A 13,749-nucleotide genomic window follows, 5' to 3' on the forward strand; every position below is an offset into this window, starting at 1 on the left:
GAATCGACATGCCGACCTTGCCGAACGACATGAGCCTGCGCAAACCATCAACTCCCGTGAGGGGCGGGGCAGTTCCCGCTGTCGGGATCGACGCCGTCGACGTCCGCTTCCGTACGAAGAAACGCGACGTCACGGCCTTGGCCGAGGTCTCGCTCGACGTGCGGATGGGCGAGTTCGTGGCCCTCGTCGGCCCCTCGGGCTGCGGCAAGTCCACACTGCTCAAGCTGGTCGCCGGCCTGCTCACCCCGTCCACGGGCGAGGTGCGGCTGCAGGGGGAGCGGGTGAGCGGGCCGCGCCACGACATCGGGTACGTGTTCCAGCGCGCCGCCCTCCTGGAGTGGCGCTCGGCCCGCCGCAACATCCTGCTCCAGGCCGAGATGCGCAGGATGCCGTCCGCGCAGGCCGCCGCCCGGGCCGACGAACTCATCGCCATGACCGGCCTGGAGGGCTTCGAGGACGCCTACCCGCACGAGCTGTCCGGCGGCATGCAGCAGCGCGTGGCCCTGTGCCGGGCCCTCCTTCACGAGCCGCCGGTGCTGCTCATGGACGAGCCGTTCGGCGCCCTCGACGCGCTGACCCGCGAGCAGATGAACATCGAGCTGCGCCGCATCTGGCGCGAGACGGGCACGACGGTGCTGCTCGTCACGCACTCCATCGCGGAGGCGGTGTACCTCGCGGACCGCGTGGTCGTCATGAGCCCCCGCCCCGGCACGATCAGGGAGATCATCGACGTCGGGCTGCCCGCGGAGCGGGAGTACGCGGAGACGATGACCCGCCCTGAGTTCGCTTCGGCCACGGGGCATATCCGGGGGTTGCTGGGGAGTGTGGGGGTGGGGGGCTGACGGGCTGGGGCCCGTGAGGACTTTTCCCCTCCCCGCCCAAAATTGAGCCCCTCCGGCGATTGAGGAGCGGGGGTCCGAGGGCTGGCCCCCGAAGCTCCGCAGGATGTCGGGAAGGGGCGGGGAGGGGATAGAGAAACCCCCCGACTACCCCTTGCGCACCAGCAGTTGAACCTCCCGGAACTGCCGCCTGTCGCTCGGCTTCGGCTGCATCACGAGGCGAGCCACCTCTTCGACACCCAGCCCCCGCAGCAGCCCCGCGAAGTGATCAGGACACCACCGGTAAGCCGTCGCCACCACATGGTCGTAGGACTGGTTCTCGATGTGGGCGCCGTCCGTGGCGGGGAAGTCGATCAGCAGGTGTCCGCCGGGAGCCAGCACCCGGGCGAACTCGGCCAACACGGCGGGCAGTTCCACCGGCGGGGTGTGGATCACGGACCACCGCGAGAGCACCCCGCCGAGCGCGCCGTCCGCGATGTCCAGGGCGGCCATCGAGCCGACCTCGAACCGCAGTCCGGGGTGCGCCTCGCGGGCCAGCTCGACCATCACGGGGGAGGCGTCCACGCCGAAGGCGGTCAGGCCGAGCCCGTCGAGGTGCGCGGTGAGGTCGCCGGGGCCGCAACCCAGGTCCGCGACCGTCCCGTCGCCCTGCGCCCGGACCATCTCCGCGAACGCACTCAGGAGCCCCCGCTCCAACGCCCGCTCGCGCAACGGGTCCTGGAACATCTCCGCGTACGTGGGGGCGATGGCGTCGTAGGCGTCACGGGTGGCGTGCAGGGAGGGGAGCTCAGTCACCCGTGGACCCTACAACCCGAGGCCCCCCACACGAACGGGACCTCCGAAACCTCCGCGTAACGCCCCCCGTCTACGATCCCCCCTGTCCACAGCGGACGACACGACGAAGGCGGTACGAGACGATGAGCGCGCGCACGAGTGAGCGGACGGCACCGACGACGGCAGCCGCGGAACTGCTCAGCGGCGCCCAACTCCGCGATCTGAACGGCGAGTTCACCGACCTGCTCCTCGACATCGTGCACGGCGGCAACTCCCTCGGCTTTCTCGCGCCCCTGGACCGAGCCGAGGCCGAGACCTGGTGGCGTGGGCGGGCCGCCGAGGTGGACGGGGGCGGGCTGCTGCTGATCGCCGTACGGCAGGAGGGGCGGGTCGTCGGCACCGTGGGCGTCGATCTGGTCGACAAGGCCAACGGGCGGCACCGCGCGGAGATCGTCAAGCTGATGGTGCACAGCTCGGCGCGCGGCCTCGGGCTCGGTCGTACGCTCCTGACCGCCGCCGAGCGGGTCGCGGCCGAGCGGGGCGTGACCCTGCTCGTGCTCGACACCGAGACCGGCAGCACCGCCGAGGGTTTCTACGCCGCCTCCGGTTGGACCCGGGTCGGCACCATCCCCGACTTCGCGGCCGACCCGCAGGGCACGCTGCGTCCGACGACGCTGTTCTACAAGCAGCTGTAGCCGCCCGGGACCGGGGAAGGGGCGCCGCGGCGAGCGACGCCCCCGTCCACCGTCACCGTTCCCCTTCCTCAGTACCGCAGCGCCGCCAAGTACCCGTAACTGTTGCGGGCCGTGGCGAACGGGTCGGCCGGCGAGTCATGCTCCACCAGCCACTGCCTGACCCCGCCGACATGCGCGTGCCGGAACATCGCGGCGAAGTCCAGGACCCCGGAGCCGACGTCGGCGATCGAGCCGTCCGGTGCCATGTCCTTCACGTGCAGCGCCGGGAACCGCCGCGGATGCCGCACGAAGTACCGGGCCGGGTCCGCGTCCCCCTTCGCCGCCCAGTACACGTCCAGCTCGAAGCCGACCAGCTCCGGATCGGTCTCCCGTACGAGGATGTCGTAGAGCACCTCGCCGTCCACCGTGGCGTGGTCCGCGCCGTGATTGTGGAAGAGGAGCCGCCCGAGACCGGCCTCGCGGGAGGCCTGGCCGATCCGGTTGAACTCCCGCGCCACCTCCCGGAATCCGGCCGGTGTGTGCAGCGACCCCGGCAGGCTCGGCACCACCGGCCACTTCGCGCCGAGCGTGTGCAGATCCGCGAGCGCCTGCGCGAGACCGGGGCCGCGCAGGATGTCGTACGAGACGTGCTCCAGGACCGCCCGCAGGCCGGTGGCGTCAAGGATGCGCCGGATGTCGGCCGCGCCGTTCCCGTGCCGTCCGCTCACGCCGACCGTCGCGTACCCGATCTCGGCGAGCCGCTCCAGGGTGCCGTGGAAGTCCACGGCCAGCGGGCCGCGCATCGTGTACAGATGCATGCCGATGCCGCCGCGCGGAATGCGCCGCCGCCCCTCGGCGACCGCGGGCGCGGGGGACACCGCGACCGCGGCCGCCGCGAGGCCGAGCGACGTACCGAGAAACGCTCGCCGTGTGGTCGTACGGGATCTCAACTCCATGAAAACCTCCCTCACTTGATCCACGGATATCCGGAAATCTCCCTCACTTGACCGTGACCCGGACCGAGCCGGCCGTGGTGTCGCCCTTGTCGTCCGTGACCGTCAGACGTGCGGTGTAGCTGCCCTTGCGGGCGTAGGTGTGCTCGGCGGTGGCGCCCTCCTCGCCCGCGGGCTCGGCGTTGTCGCCGAAGTCCCAGTGGTACGAGGCGACTTGGCGGCCGGGAAGCAGCTTCACCGAGCCGGACAGCTGCACGGCGAGCGGCGCACCACCCTCCGCGGGCGCGGCCTCGACGCCGACCTGGGACGCGGGCTGCTGCTCCACGCCGTGCCCGTTGAAGTGCAGCCAGTCCAGGGCGAGCAGATCGGGCTTGCCGTCGGCCCATTCGGGGTTGGTGACCACCGCGTACAACGTGACGCTCTTGCCCGGGTCCTTCAGCTCGACCGTCGGGGAGACGACATTGCCCCAGCCGCCCGTGTCCGGCACCGAGACCTTGCCGAGCAGCTCGCCCGTGGGGGAGTCGGCGCGGAACTCGATGTCGCCGCCGAGCCCGGCCGACGCGGCGCCGACCGTCACGGACTCGACGCCCTTGAGGTGCGTGGGCGCGAAGCTGACCCAGTCGCCGTGCTCGATCTCGGCCAGGCGTTTGCCCCCCGAGGCGTCCTCGCGTGCGGCCGCCTCGGCACCGCCGTGCGCCCCGCCGGTCTTCGTGAAGTGCTCGGCCTCCCGGAACGAGGTGCGCAGCGTGAGCGCGTCGGACCCGGTGAGCGCGGGCACTCCGCCGGGGCCGCCCTTGTCCTCGTACTGGGCGGTGATGCCGTAGTACAGGTTCTGGCCCGGGCCGTGGCTGTCACCGGCGTCCGTGACGATCTTCCCCTCGCAGCCGGTGTAGTTGTCCAGCGGATGCAGATGGGAGTCATGGCCGAGCTGCGACTGCACCACGACCCGCGAGCAGTCGATCTTCCCGTCCTCCGGATCCGTGACCTTGACCTTGAACGGAATGGTGTCGCCGAACGAGAACATCCCGCCGTCGTCCGGTGTCTGCACCGTCACCTCGGGCCGGGTGTTGCCGACGGTCACCTCCTGCACGGCGAGTGCCGTCAGCTCCTTCGGTCCCGTCACCTTCAACAGCGCGTTGAAGCGGCCCTTCTCCTCGTACGTGTGGGTGGGCTCGGCCTCGGTCGAGTCGGTCGTGCCGTCCCCGTCGAAGTCCCAGGCGTACGTCACCGGAGTGCCGTCCGGCAGACCTGATCCCTTGCTGGAGAACTTCACGGTGAGCGGGCCCGGGCCGTTGTCCGGGGTGGCGGAGATCCGTGCGTCCGGCAGCCGGTCGTCGCCGACGTAGTCGATGCGGTAGATACCCGCACCCTCGTTGGAGCCGCCGCGTCCGGTGCCGCTGCCGACCCCGAAGTCGATCACGTAAAGGGCGCCGTCAGGACCGAAATCCGCGTCGAAAGGCTGATTCCACTTCATGTCATCGAAGACCGAGTTGATGGAATGCAGATCCCCTGCCTTGGCGGGCTCGAAGCGCGGGTCCTGGAATGTCTGGTCCTTCTGCTGGATCGAGAAGGACTTGAAATACCTCCGGGTCAGCTCGTAGTTCAGCCACTTCCCCTCGAACGCCTCGGGGAACTTCGTGCGGTACGAGTTGTCCGCGTCGTAGTCGTACACGGGACCGCTCATCGGGCCGCCGCCCCCGGTGCCCAGCTCGGGGAACTCCTTCGACTCGGAATAGGCGTACCAGACCAACGCGGGCTGTGTGGGCGGGAGTTCGCGCAGGCCGGTGTTGTTGGGGGAGTCGTTGACCGGCTTGGCGCAGTCGAATTTCTCCCCGGACGTCTTCGTCGCGAAGTCGTAGTCGTTGAACGGGGTGTTGTTGCCGATGCAGTACGGCCAGCCGAAGTTGCCCGCCTTCGTGATGCGGTTGTACTCGACCGTGCCCTCGGGGCCCCGGTCCGGCTCGGCGTTGCGGGCGTCGGGCCCGTAGTCCGCCACGAGCAGGGCGCCGCTCAGCGGGTCCGTGGTGATGCGGAACGGATTGCGCAGGCCCATCGCGTAGATCTCGGCGCGGGTCTTCTCGGTGCCGGGCGCGAACAGATTGCCCTCGGGGACCGAGTAACTCCCGTCGTCCTCGGGCGTGATGCGCAGTACCTTGCCGCGCAGATCGTTGGTGTTGCCCGCGGTAGCCTGTGCGTCCCAGGCCCGGCGGCCCTCGCGCTCGTCGATCGGTGCGAATCCGTCCGAGGCGAACGGGTCGGTGTTGTCACCCGTCGCCACGTACAGAACGCCCTTCTTGTCGAAGGCGATCGACCCGGCCATGTGCGAATTGGCGCGGCCCTCGTTCCGGAACGTCGGAATGGTGAGGAGGCGCTTCTCGGAGGCCATGCCGACCTTGCCGCCGCTCTCCGTGAACCGCGAGAGATTCAGCCGCTTCTCGGTCTTGTCCGAATGCAGCAGATACAGCCAGTGGTTGTCCTGGAAATCCGGGTCGAGTGCGAGACCGAGCAGGCCGTCGGACTGGCTCGTCATCTCCGGCGTGTAGTCGAAGTCCAGGGCCGTGCTGACCCGCAGCGTCTCCTGGTCGATGACCTTGAGCTTGCCGGTCCGCTGGATGAAGAACACCCGCCGGTCCGGCGCCACCGCCAGCTCGAAGGGGTCGGCGAGATCCTCGGTGGCGAGCGGCGTGCGCTGGAACGCGCCGGTCTTGGTGGCCGTGCAGTCACCGGGCTTCGCGCCCGCCGCCCACTCGATGCCGCCGAGCAGATGCTTGAGGAAGCCCTCCTCGGAGAACGCCGACTTGTCGTGCCCGCCGGCCGTGAACCAGGACCGGCCGCCGTCGTAGTTCTGGCACCACGACCACGGGTGGTCGACGCCCTCGTCCAGGCCGTCGATGCCGTCGCGCACCTTGATCTGCGCGAGCGTGTGCACCTTGCCGGTCGGATTGGCGCGCCAGTTGTACCACTCCTCGCTGCGCTCCCACAGCTCGGGCAGGCCCTTCGTGGACGGGTGCGCCTGGTCGAGGACCTTGATCCGGCCCGTCTGCACGGCCGGGTGCTTGTCGAAGATCGCGCCGACCAGACCCTCGTACCACTCCCAGTCGCGCTCGCTCGCCGACGCGGCGTGCAGGCCGACCCAGCCGCCACCGCCGCGGATGTACTTCTGCAGGGCGGCGCGCTGCCCGGCGTCCAGCAGATCGCCCTTCTCCGGCGTGGAGTTGGTGTTGTTGAACACCACGGCCTGGAAGCGGGCGAGGTTGCTGTCGGTGAACGCGTCCGCGTCGTCGGTCGCCTCCACCTCGAAGCCGTGCTCGCTGCCCAGCTTCTTGATCGCGTCGATCCCGGCGGGGATGGAGTCGTGGTAGAAGTTCGTCACTTTCGAGAAGACGAGCACGCGAAAAGGTGCCGCCTGCGCGGGAGTCGGGACCGAGGTGACTCCCAGAGCGAGGATCAGCGCCAGTAACGCGAGCAGGGTGACGAGTGGTCTTCGGGCGGTACGTGTCGGATGGCTCATGGGCGCTCCCAGTGCTCGGGGGACGGAACAGCTACGGGTGCCGGAGAGGTGCCGGAGGTGCCGGAGGGGTGCCGAGAAAGCGTAGAAAGCGCTTTCTGGAGTGCGTCGTTCAGCGTAGGTTCCGGGGTTCCGAGGGGTCAATGGTGCGTCGGCCACCGCGTAGGTCTGGTGTGCACCGCCCCGTACGGGGGAGGGTCGTGCCCAGCACCGGAACGACCCGTGCAGAACCGGACCGACCCGTACAGAACCGGAACGACCCGCACAGAAGGAGCCGTACTCGATGACGTACTCCGTGGGAATGGCCACCGCCCGCGACGGCGTGCAGATCGCCACCTACACCTGGCAGCCCGACAACGGACGCCCGCGCGCGTGGGTGCAGATCGCCCACGGCGCCGCCGAACACGGCCTGCGCTACGACCGGTTCGCCCGCCACCTCGCCGCCCAAGGCTTCGGCGTCATCGCCTCCGACCACCGCGGGCACGGCGCCACCGCGGCGGGCACCGGCGGCCACGGCGTGACCGGCGAGGACATCGAGGACTCCTGGCGCGCGATGGTCGACGACCTGAAGGCCGTCGGCGATCCCGTACGCGCCCTGCAGCCCGGCGTCCCGCTGGTGCTCCTCGGCCACAGCATGGGCTCGCTCCTCGCCCGCGACTACGCCCAGGAGTACCCGGACGACCTGGCCGGGCTGATCCTCTCCGGTACGTTCCGCTCGCTGCCCGGCGCCGAGACCGAGCGGGCGGTGGCCGACCTGGAGCGCGAGATCGCCGAGCGCGGACGCACCACCCTGTCCGACTTCATTCCGAACCTCTTCGCCTCGTTCAACGAACCGTACGAGCACCGCACCGGCTTCGAGTGGCTCTCCCGCGACGCGGCCGAGGTGGACACGTACGTCGCCGACGAGCGCTGCGGCTTCCCCTTCTCATCGGGCCTCGCTCTCGACTGGGTCCGCAACGTCCGCAAGATCAACGACCCGCGCAACCTCGCCCGTGTCCCCGCCGACCTGCCGATCCATGTCGCGGTCGGCACACAGGACCCCTGCAACCAGCGCATGACCCTGGTCTACGAACTCCTGGAGGACTTCCGCTACGCGGGCGTCAGCGACCTCACCTGGAAGGGGTACGAGGGCGCCCGCCACGAGATCCTCAACGAGACCAACCGGGACGAGGTCCAGCGGGATCTCGTGGAGTGGCTGGACAAGCACGTCTGAGGCGGGCGCCGGGGGGCGGGGCGCCGGGGGCGCCTGGGCGGTGGGGGCGGTAGGGCAGTGGGGCTCACGAGGGGTAACCCGCCCTCGCCGGGCGGCCGTTGTCAGTGGCGTGTCCTAGTGTCGGTGTCATGGCCGCAAAGTCCCTGACCTCCGACGACGTGCGTGCGGCAGCCCTCGCGCTGCCGCAGACCACCGAGAAGATCGCCTGGTCCATGCCCACCTTCCGGGTGGCGGGCAAGATGTTCGCGACGCTCCCCGAGGACGAGACATCGATCGCCGTCCGCTGCCCGAAGGAGGAGCGGGACGAGCTGGTCCTCGCGGAGCCCGGAAAGTTCTGGATCGCCGCCCACGAGGCCCAGTTCGCCTGGGTCCGCGCCCGCATCGCCCGCCTGGAGGACGTGGACGAGCTCCGCGACATCCTCGCGGACTCCTGGCGCCAGGCGGCCCCCACCAAACTCCTGGAGCAGTACCCGGAGTTGGGCGTGCCGAGACCGGAGTGAGGCCGCGCGGCGTGCGCCCTCTCAGGCGGTCGCCCGGCCCGGCAGGAAGTCCGTGACGCGGGCGCGCAGGGAGGCGGGGTCCAGGCCGTGCGCGGCCAGGTGCTCGGACATGTCGCCGTACCGCCGCAGCTCACGCCGTCCCACGCCGAGACCGAGCACGCGGTGCGGCACGGACTGCAGGGCCTCGTTCGCGGCGGTGGTGGACGTCCCCGCCAGATAGGGCTCGACGATCACCACGTCCGGGCTCTCCCCGGCCACCCGGCGCAGCGTCGCGCCGTCGAAGGGGCGCACGGTCGTCGCGTACAGCACGGTCACGTCCAGACCCTCGACTGCCGCGAGGACGTTGTCGAGCATCGGCCCGACGGCGATCACGACCCCGCCGCCCCCCTCGCGCACGGTCAGCATCCGCGTCCCGTCGACGGCGAGCCCCTCCCGGTTGGCCTGCTCCGAGAGGCGTACGTACACCTTGTCGTCCCCGGCGGCGACGGCCTGCCGGAGCAGCGTCTCGGCCTCGTCCGCATGCCCCGGCACATGCACGGTCCAGCCGTCGAGGGTGTCGAGCAGTGCCACGTCGCCCGGCGCCATGTGCGTGAAGCCGCCGGCGGGCCAGTCGTACGAGCCGCCCGCGCTGACCAGCACGCCGCCCGCGCCCTGATGTCCGAAGTCCAGCTTGACCTGCTCGAAGGGCCGCTCGACGAGGAAGCTGGCGAAGGTGTGCACGACCGGCCGCATCCCGGTCAGCGCGAGCCCGGCCCCGGCGCCGATGAGCAGCTGCTCCCGGATGCCGACGTTGATCACGCGGTCCGGATGCCGCCGCTCGGCCTCCTCGACCCGGTCCCGGGTGATCTCGGCGAGCACGAGCGCGACCCGGGGGTCCTGGTCGAGCAGTTCGGTGACGGTACGGGCGAAACGGTCACGCATGGAGTCCATGGTCATCCTCCGTGGGGGTGGTCGTGGTCGTGGTCGTGGTCGTGGGTCAGCGGGCCGGGGTGGCGTTCTTCGGCTCGACGCGGGCGATCACCGCGTGCGGCCGTCCCGGGTGCGGGGTCGTGTACGCGGCGTGCAGGGCCTCGTGGTCGCGGCCGTCGACGGTCGCCGTGGACCAGCCCGCCGCCTCGAACCGTGCCGCGAGACCGCCGGGCCTGGCGTGGCTGGCCGAGGAGTTGTCGATCACCAGGACGTGCAGCCGGTCGAGCCCGGCCGGACCGGCGTACGCGATCGCCTCGTGGTTGCTGCCCTCGTCCAGCTCGGCGTCACCGACCAGGACCCACACGGCCGGATCGGTCAGCCCCTGCGCGCGCAGCCCGAGCGCCGTGCCGACGGCGATCGGCAGCCCGTGCCCGAGCGAGCCGCTGCCGATCTCCGCGCCCGGCACGAGCAGCCGGTCGGGGTGGTGCCCGAGCGGAGAGTCGTACGAGCCGAAGCCCGGCAGCACGTCGGCGGGTACGAAGCCCTTCGCGGCGAGCACCGCGTAGTACGCCATCGGGCCGTGCCCCTTGGAGAGCAGGAAGCGGTCCCGGTCGGGCGCGTCGACGGTGTCGGGGGAGACGCGCAGGACGCGGTCGTAGAGGACCCAGAGCGCGTCGAGGGTGGAGGTGGCCGCGGGCCCGTGCTTCTCGTCGCCGGTCATCAGGGCCATGAGGCCGCCGAGGTCGGCGTAGCCGCGGTGGAGGGGCGTTGTCGTGGTCGTCATGAGAAGGAGCGTGCAACCTCAAGCAAAGTTGAGGTCAAGTGCCCCGTGTGCGTGTGCGTGTGCGTGTGCGTGGGCGTCTGCGTGCCCGTGTGCGTCGCGATTCGGCCGTGCGGGCCGTGACGCTCCGTACACATCCGGAAACGGGTTCACGACCACCCGCCCGAGTGCGGTATTGTTTCGGTGCGCGTTCGGCCGGGGGGAAACCCCAGGTCACGGACGGCAGCGGGACGTGGCGCAGCTTGGTAGCGCACTTGACTGGGGGTCAAGGGGTCGCAGGTTCAAATCCTGTCGTCCCGACTTTTCGAAGTCGCAGTTCGAGGGGCCGTTTCAGAGGGATCTGAAACGGCCCCTCGATCAGTTCCCGGGCCTCAGCCCCGCAGCGCCGACCGCAGGGCCCGCACCCTCAGCGTCTCGATCCCGACCGCGCCCCCGTCCGCGTACGCGCGCAGGGCGCACGCCGACGGGTCCGGGAAGATCTGGTCCGTCAGGCAGACGGTCCCGCCCGCCGCGTACACCTCGACGGACGAGGCGTCGACCAGGATGCGCAGGTCGAGGCCGCCGTCCGGCAGGGCGAGGGGGGCCCGGTGCACGCCCGGGAACTCCGCGGCGAAGCCGACGTCACCCGAGGACCGCCGGTCGATGTACAGCTCGCCGGCGGCGGTGTCGTACCCGACCCGGGTGTACGAGCCGCCCCCTGTGCGGATGTCCAGGCCGAAGGCGGAGGTCGCCGGGGATTCGGGCGCGAGCACGGCCTCCAGCTCGTAGAACTGGCCGGTGTCGGCGAGGAGTCGGCGGGTTCCCTCGGGCGCGGTCGCGTCGGTCAGGGAGAGCAGCGTACGGGTGCGCAGGGACTCCAGCTCGTGCACCGGTGCCTGCGTCAACCGGCCGTTGTGCAGGGCGAGTTCGCGGGGGAAGCCCATCGCGCCGCGCCAGGGTGTGGTGGGGACGCGGTCGGCGTAGAGCCAGTTGTTCATCCAGGGCAGGAAGACGCGGCGGCCGTCGGGGGCGTCGTTGTACGTGATGCCCGCGTAGCAGTCGGCGCCGTGGTCGACCCAGCGGGTGCCCTGCTCGGGGTCGGGGCTGAAGGTGGTGCCGTCGAAGGTGCCGGTGAAGTACTGGGTGGCCGAACCCCCGGCCGGGCCACCGGGGTTGAGGCTGACGAGCAGCACCCAGCGGTCGCCGAGCGGGAACAGGTTGGGGCACTCCCAGATGCCGCCGGTCGCGCCGAGCGGGCCGAAGTCGCTGAGCTGCCGCCAGGACTTGAGGTCGTCCGACGCGTAGAAGCGGATCTTGTACTCGGTGGGCAGAGCCAGGGCCATCACCCAGCGGCCGCTGTCCGCGTGCCAGAAGACGCTCGGATCGCGGAAGTCCCGCGCGCCGATGTCGAGTACGGGGTTGCCCGCGTACTTGGTCCAGGTCTCACCGGCGTCCGTGCTGTACGCGAGCGACTGCCGCTGCAGGCCGGAGTCGTCCTTGAGGGTGCTGGTGTAGATCGCGACGAGCGGGGGGCGGTCGGCGGAGCCGAGGCCGCTCGTGTTGCGCTCGTCGTACACCACGGACCCGGAGAAGATCATCTCCTGCTCGTCGTGCGCGATGGCGACCGGACGCTCCTCCCAGTGCAGCAGGTCCGAGCTGACGGCGTGGCCCCAGGACATGTTGCCCCAGACGTCACCCTCGGGGTTGTACTGGAAGAACAGGTGCCAGCGGCCCTCGTGGTGGATCAGGCCGTTCGGGTCGTTGATCCAGTTCTTGGCGGGGGAGAAGTGCAGCCGGGGGCGGTACGTCTCGGCGCGTCCGCGTGCGCCGGGGGTCGCGGCGGCCGTACCGCCGAGGAGGGGGACGGCGGCCGCGGCCGTGACGCCGAGGGCGGAGGTCAGGACGGTGCGGCGGCTGGGGAACGGCATGGGTCTCTCCACATCGAGGAGTGAATGAGTGAGGGTGACAGCGGATCCGCCCACCGCACCGGGCCGTTCCCGATCGACCGGACATGCGGGGGCTGGAGCTGGGCGGTTGCCTTGAGGAGGCGGCCCAGGAGCGGAGTTCGGGACGCCAGCCGACGAGCGGGCCCGAACATCGCACCGTCACGTAAAGCCATCGACCGTGGGTACGTCAACCCCCTGGGGGGGCGTCTCCCCGGTCTTTGCGGGCCCGCGACTCCCCCCCGCCTCCGGCCGGGAGGTGCCCCCAGGCGCGCTCCCCCGCCTCCAGTCGGGGGACCCCCACTCGCCGCACGCGGCCCCGGCCCGGATCGGCGGTTGAGCCCGGCCGGTGCCTGCGTCACGTCGGGCGGGTGCAGCCGCAGGACTCCCGGTGGACGAAGGTCGGTTCGAGGAGGACCGTTCTGCGCTCGCCGTCCGGGTCCGCGATCCGCTGCATGAGCAGTTCCACGGCCCGTCGCCCGGTCTCCTGCACGGGCTGGGCGATCGCCGTCGGCGAGGGGTGCATGAGGTCGGCCCACTCGAAGTCGTCGAACGCGCACAGGGCCACGTCCGAGGGCACCTTGCGGCCGAGCCGGGACAGGGCCCGCAGCACGCCGAGGGTCATCTGGTTGTTCCCGGAGACCAGCGCGGTGGGGGCGTCCGGGCCGGTCATCAGGCGCTCGGTGGCCAGCTCCGCCGGGTACGCTTGGGAGTCGCCGACCACGACGAGATCGTCGGACACCACCAGGCCCTTGCGCTCCATGCCGCGCTGCCAGCCCCGTTGCCGCTCGCCGCTCGTACGCAGATTGCGCCGCCCGGCGACCAGGCCGATGCGGGTGTGCCCGAGGTCGGCGAGGTGGTCGACGAGCCGTGCCGTGGCCTCGACGTTGGCGGTCGCGACCTGGTCGAAGGCGGGCGAGGCGCAGCGGTCGATCAGGACGGTCGGCAGCCCCGCGTTCTTCACGTAGCGCAGGGCGGCACCGCGAGGGCCGGCGGCGGTCGCGAGCAGCAGGCCGTCCACGCGCCGCTCGTGCAGCATCCTGACGACGCTGAGCTCTTCGGCCGGGTCGTCGTGGGTGTCGGCCATGAGCAGGGTGTAGCCGGAGGCGCGGGTCGCCGCGTCCACCGCCGACACCAGCTCCGCGAAGTGGAAGTTCCCGACCGCCGAGACGGCCAGGCCGAGGGTCAGGGTGCTCGACGTCTTCAGGGAGCGGGCGACGGTGTTGTGCGTGTACCCCGTCGCGCGCACCGCCTCCAGGACCAGTTCGCGGGTCTCGTCCTTGACGTACCGGGTGCCGTTGATGACGTGCGAGACGGTCGACACGGAGACGCCGGCCCGGCGGGCGACATCGGCCATCTTCGCCATGAGCGGCTCCTCGGCTGGGTTCGGTTCGGCCCGGTCGTGCAACGGGATCGTTCGGTTCGGGTCGTGCAACGGGATCGTACGTGAGGGAACACAGAAAAACGATTGCGCAAACGGTTGCGCGAAACCGTCTCCGCCGTCACGATGCTGCACCGGGGCGGGTCGCTTCCCGACCGGACGTCCACGGCATCCGACGACGCATGCCGCAACGGGCGCTCGTAACCGCCCCCGAGCCGCCGAGCAAGTTCCAACTACCGCGACAGCGGCCGCAGTTGGGGTGTGTCGTCCCGCCCAGCCGACCCGTGGCGGGGCG

The 13,749-nt window shown here is 70.9% G+C and carries 11 protein-coding genes and 1 tRNA gene; 5 read left to right on the top strand and 7 right to left on the bottom strand.

Annotated elements, in window-relative coordinates; genetic code table 11:
• The first annotated feature begins 8 nt into the window (after positions 1–8).
• The gene (locus QIT00_RS30525; protein ID WP_282538680.1) at positions 9–842 is read left to right on the top strand and encodes an ABC transporter ATP-binding protein; all 834 of its coding nucleotides are present in this window, start codon (positions 9–11) and stop codon (positions 840–842) included.
• Between the two features lie 144 nt (positions 843–986).
• Here QIT00_RS30525 and QIT00_RS30530 read toward each other — a convergent pair whose 3' ends face one another.
• Entirely contained in the window at positions 987–1,634 is a 648-nt protein-coding gene (locus QIT00_RS30530) for a class I SAM-dependent DNA methyltransferase (RefSeq protein ID WP_282538681.1), read from the bottom strand.
• A 122-nt stretch (positions 1,635–1,756) separates the two neighbouring features.
• Between QIT00_RS30530 and QIT00_RS30535 the strand changes: the two genes are divergently transcribed.
• Positions 1,757–2,308: a GNAT family N-acetyltransferase gene (locus tag QIT00_RS30535; RefSeq protein ID WP_282538682.1), complete on the top strand. Its 552-nt coding sequence runs from the start codon at positions 1,757–1,759 to the stop codon at positions 2,306–2,308.
• 68 nt (positions 2,309–2,376) lie between these two features.
• On the opposite strand, the gene QIT00_RS30540 is transcribed toward QIT00_RS30535, so the two are convergent.
• On the bottom strand, positions 2,377–3,243 hold the full coding sequence (locus QIT00_RS30540) for a sugar phosphate isomerase/epimerase family protein (RefSeq protein WP_282538683.1): 867 nt from the start codon (positions 3,241–3,243) through the stop codon (positions 2,377–2,379).
• 43 nt (positions 3,244–3,286) lie between these two features.
• Complete coding sequence (locus tag QIT00_RS30545) at positions 3,287–6,751, bottom strand: ThuA domain-containing protein (RefSeq protein ID WP_282538684.1); 3,465 nt, start codon at positions 6,749–6,751, stop codon at positions 3,287–3,289.
• Between the two features lie 280 nt (positions 6,752–7,031).
• Between QIT00_RS30545 and QIT00_RS30550 the strand changes: the two genes are divergently transcribed.
• Both QIT00_RS30550 and QIT00_RS30555 read left to right on the top strand, forming a co-directional pair.
• Positions 7,032–7,961 (top strand): alpha/beta fold hydrolase, encoded by a 930-nt coding sequence (locus tag QIT00_RS30550; protein WP_282538685.1) that lies wholly within the window; start codon positions 7,032–7,034, stop codon positions 7,959–7,961.
• 128 nt (positions 7,962–8,089) lie between these two features.
• Positions 8,090–8,461, top strand: coding sequence for an MmcQ/YjbR family DNA-binding protein (locus QIT00_RS30555; protein ID WP_282538686.1), 372 nt, complete (start codon positions 8,090–8,092; stop codon positions 8,459–8,461).
• A gap of 21 nt (positions 8,462–8,482) precedes the next feature.
• Here QIT00_RS30555 and QIT00_RS30560 read toward each other — a convergent pair whose 3' ends face one another.
• Both QIT00_RS30560 and QIT00_RS30565 read right to left on the bottom strand, forming a co-directional pair.
• Positions 8,483–9,391 carry a transketolase family protein gene (locus QIT00_RS30560; protein WP_282538687.1) on the bottom strand — a complete coding sequence of 303 codons (909 nt, stop codon included), beginning with the start codon at positions 9,389–9,391 and terminating at the stop codon, positions 8,483–8,485.
• Positions 9,392–9,437: 46 nt separating this feature from the next.
• A complete protein-coding gene (locus QIT00_RS30565; RefSeq protein WP_282538688.1) occupies positions 9,438–10,154 on the bottom strand; it encodes a thiamine pyrophosphate-dependent enzyme in 717 nt (238 codons plus the stop codon).
• A gap of 223 nt (positions 10,155–10,377) precedes the next feature.
• On the opposite strand from QIT00_RS30565, the gene QIT00_RS30570 reads away from it, so the two are divergent.
• Positions 10,378–10,451, top strand: a tRNA-Pro gene (locus tag QIT00_RS30570).
• A 71-nt stretch (positions 10,452–10,522) separates the two neighbouring features.
• On the opposite strand, the gene QIT00_RS30575 is transcribed toward QIT00_RS30570, so the two are convergent.
• Together QIT00_RS30575 and QIT00_RS30580 are read right to left on the bottom strand one after the other, a co-directional pair.
• Positions 10,523–12,058 carry a glycoside hydrolase family 32 protein gene (locus QIT00_RS30575; protein WP_282538689.1) on the bottom strand — a complete coding sequence of 512 codons (1,536 nt, stop codon included), beginning with the start codon at positions 12,056–12,058 and terminating at the stop codon, positions 10,523–10,525.
• A gap of 373 nt (positions 12,059–12,431) precedes the next feature.
• A complete protein-coding gene (locus QIT00_RS30580; RefSeq protein WP_282538690.1) occupies positions 12,432–13,439 on the bottom strand; it encodes a LacI family DNA-binding transcriptional regulator in 1,008 nt (335 codons plus the stop codon).
• Between the last annotated feature and the right edge of the window lie 310 nt (positions 13,440–13,749).

It is taken from the genome of Streptomyces luteolus, assembly GCF_029968015.1.
Taxonomy (GTDB): Bacteria; Actinomycetota; Actinomycetes; order Streptomycetales; family Streptomycetaceae; genus Streptomyces; species Streptomyces luteolus.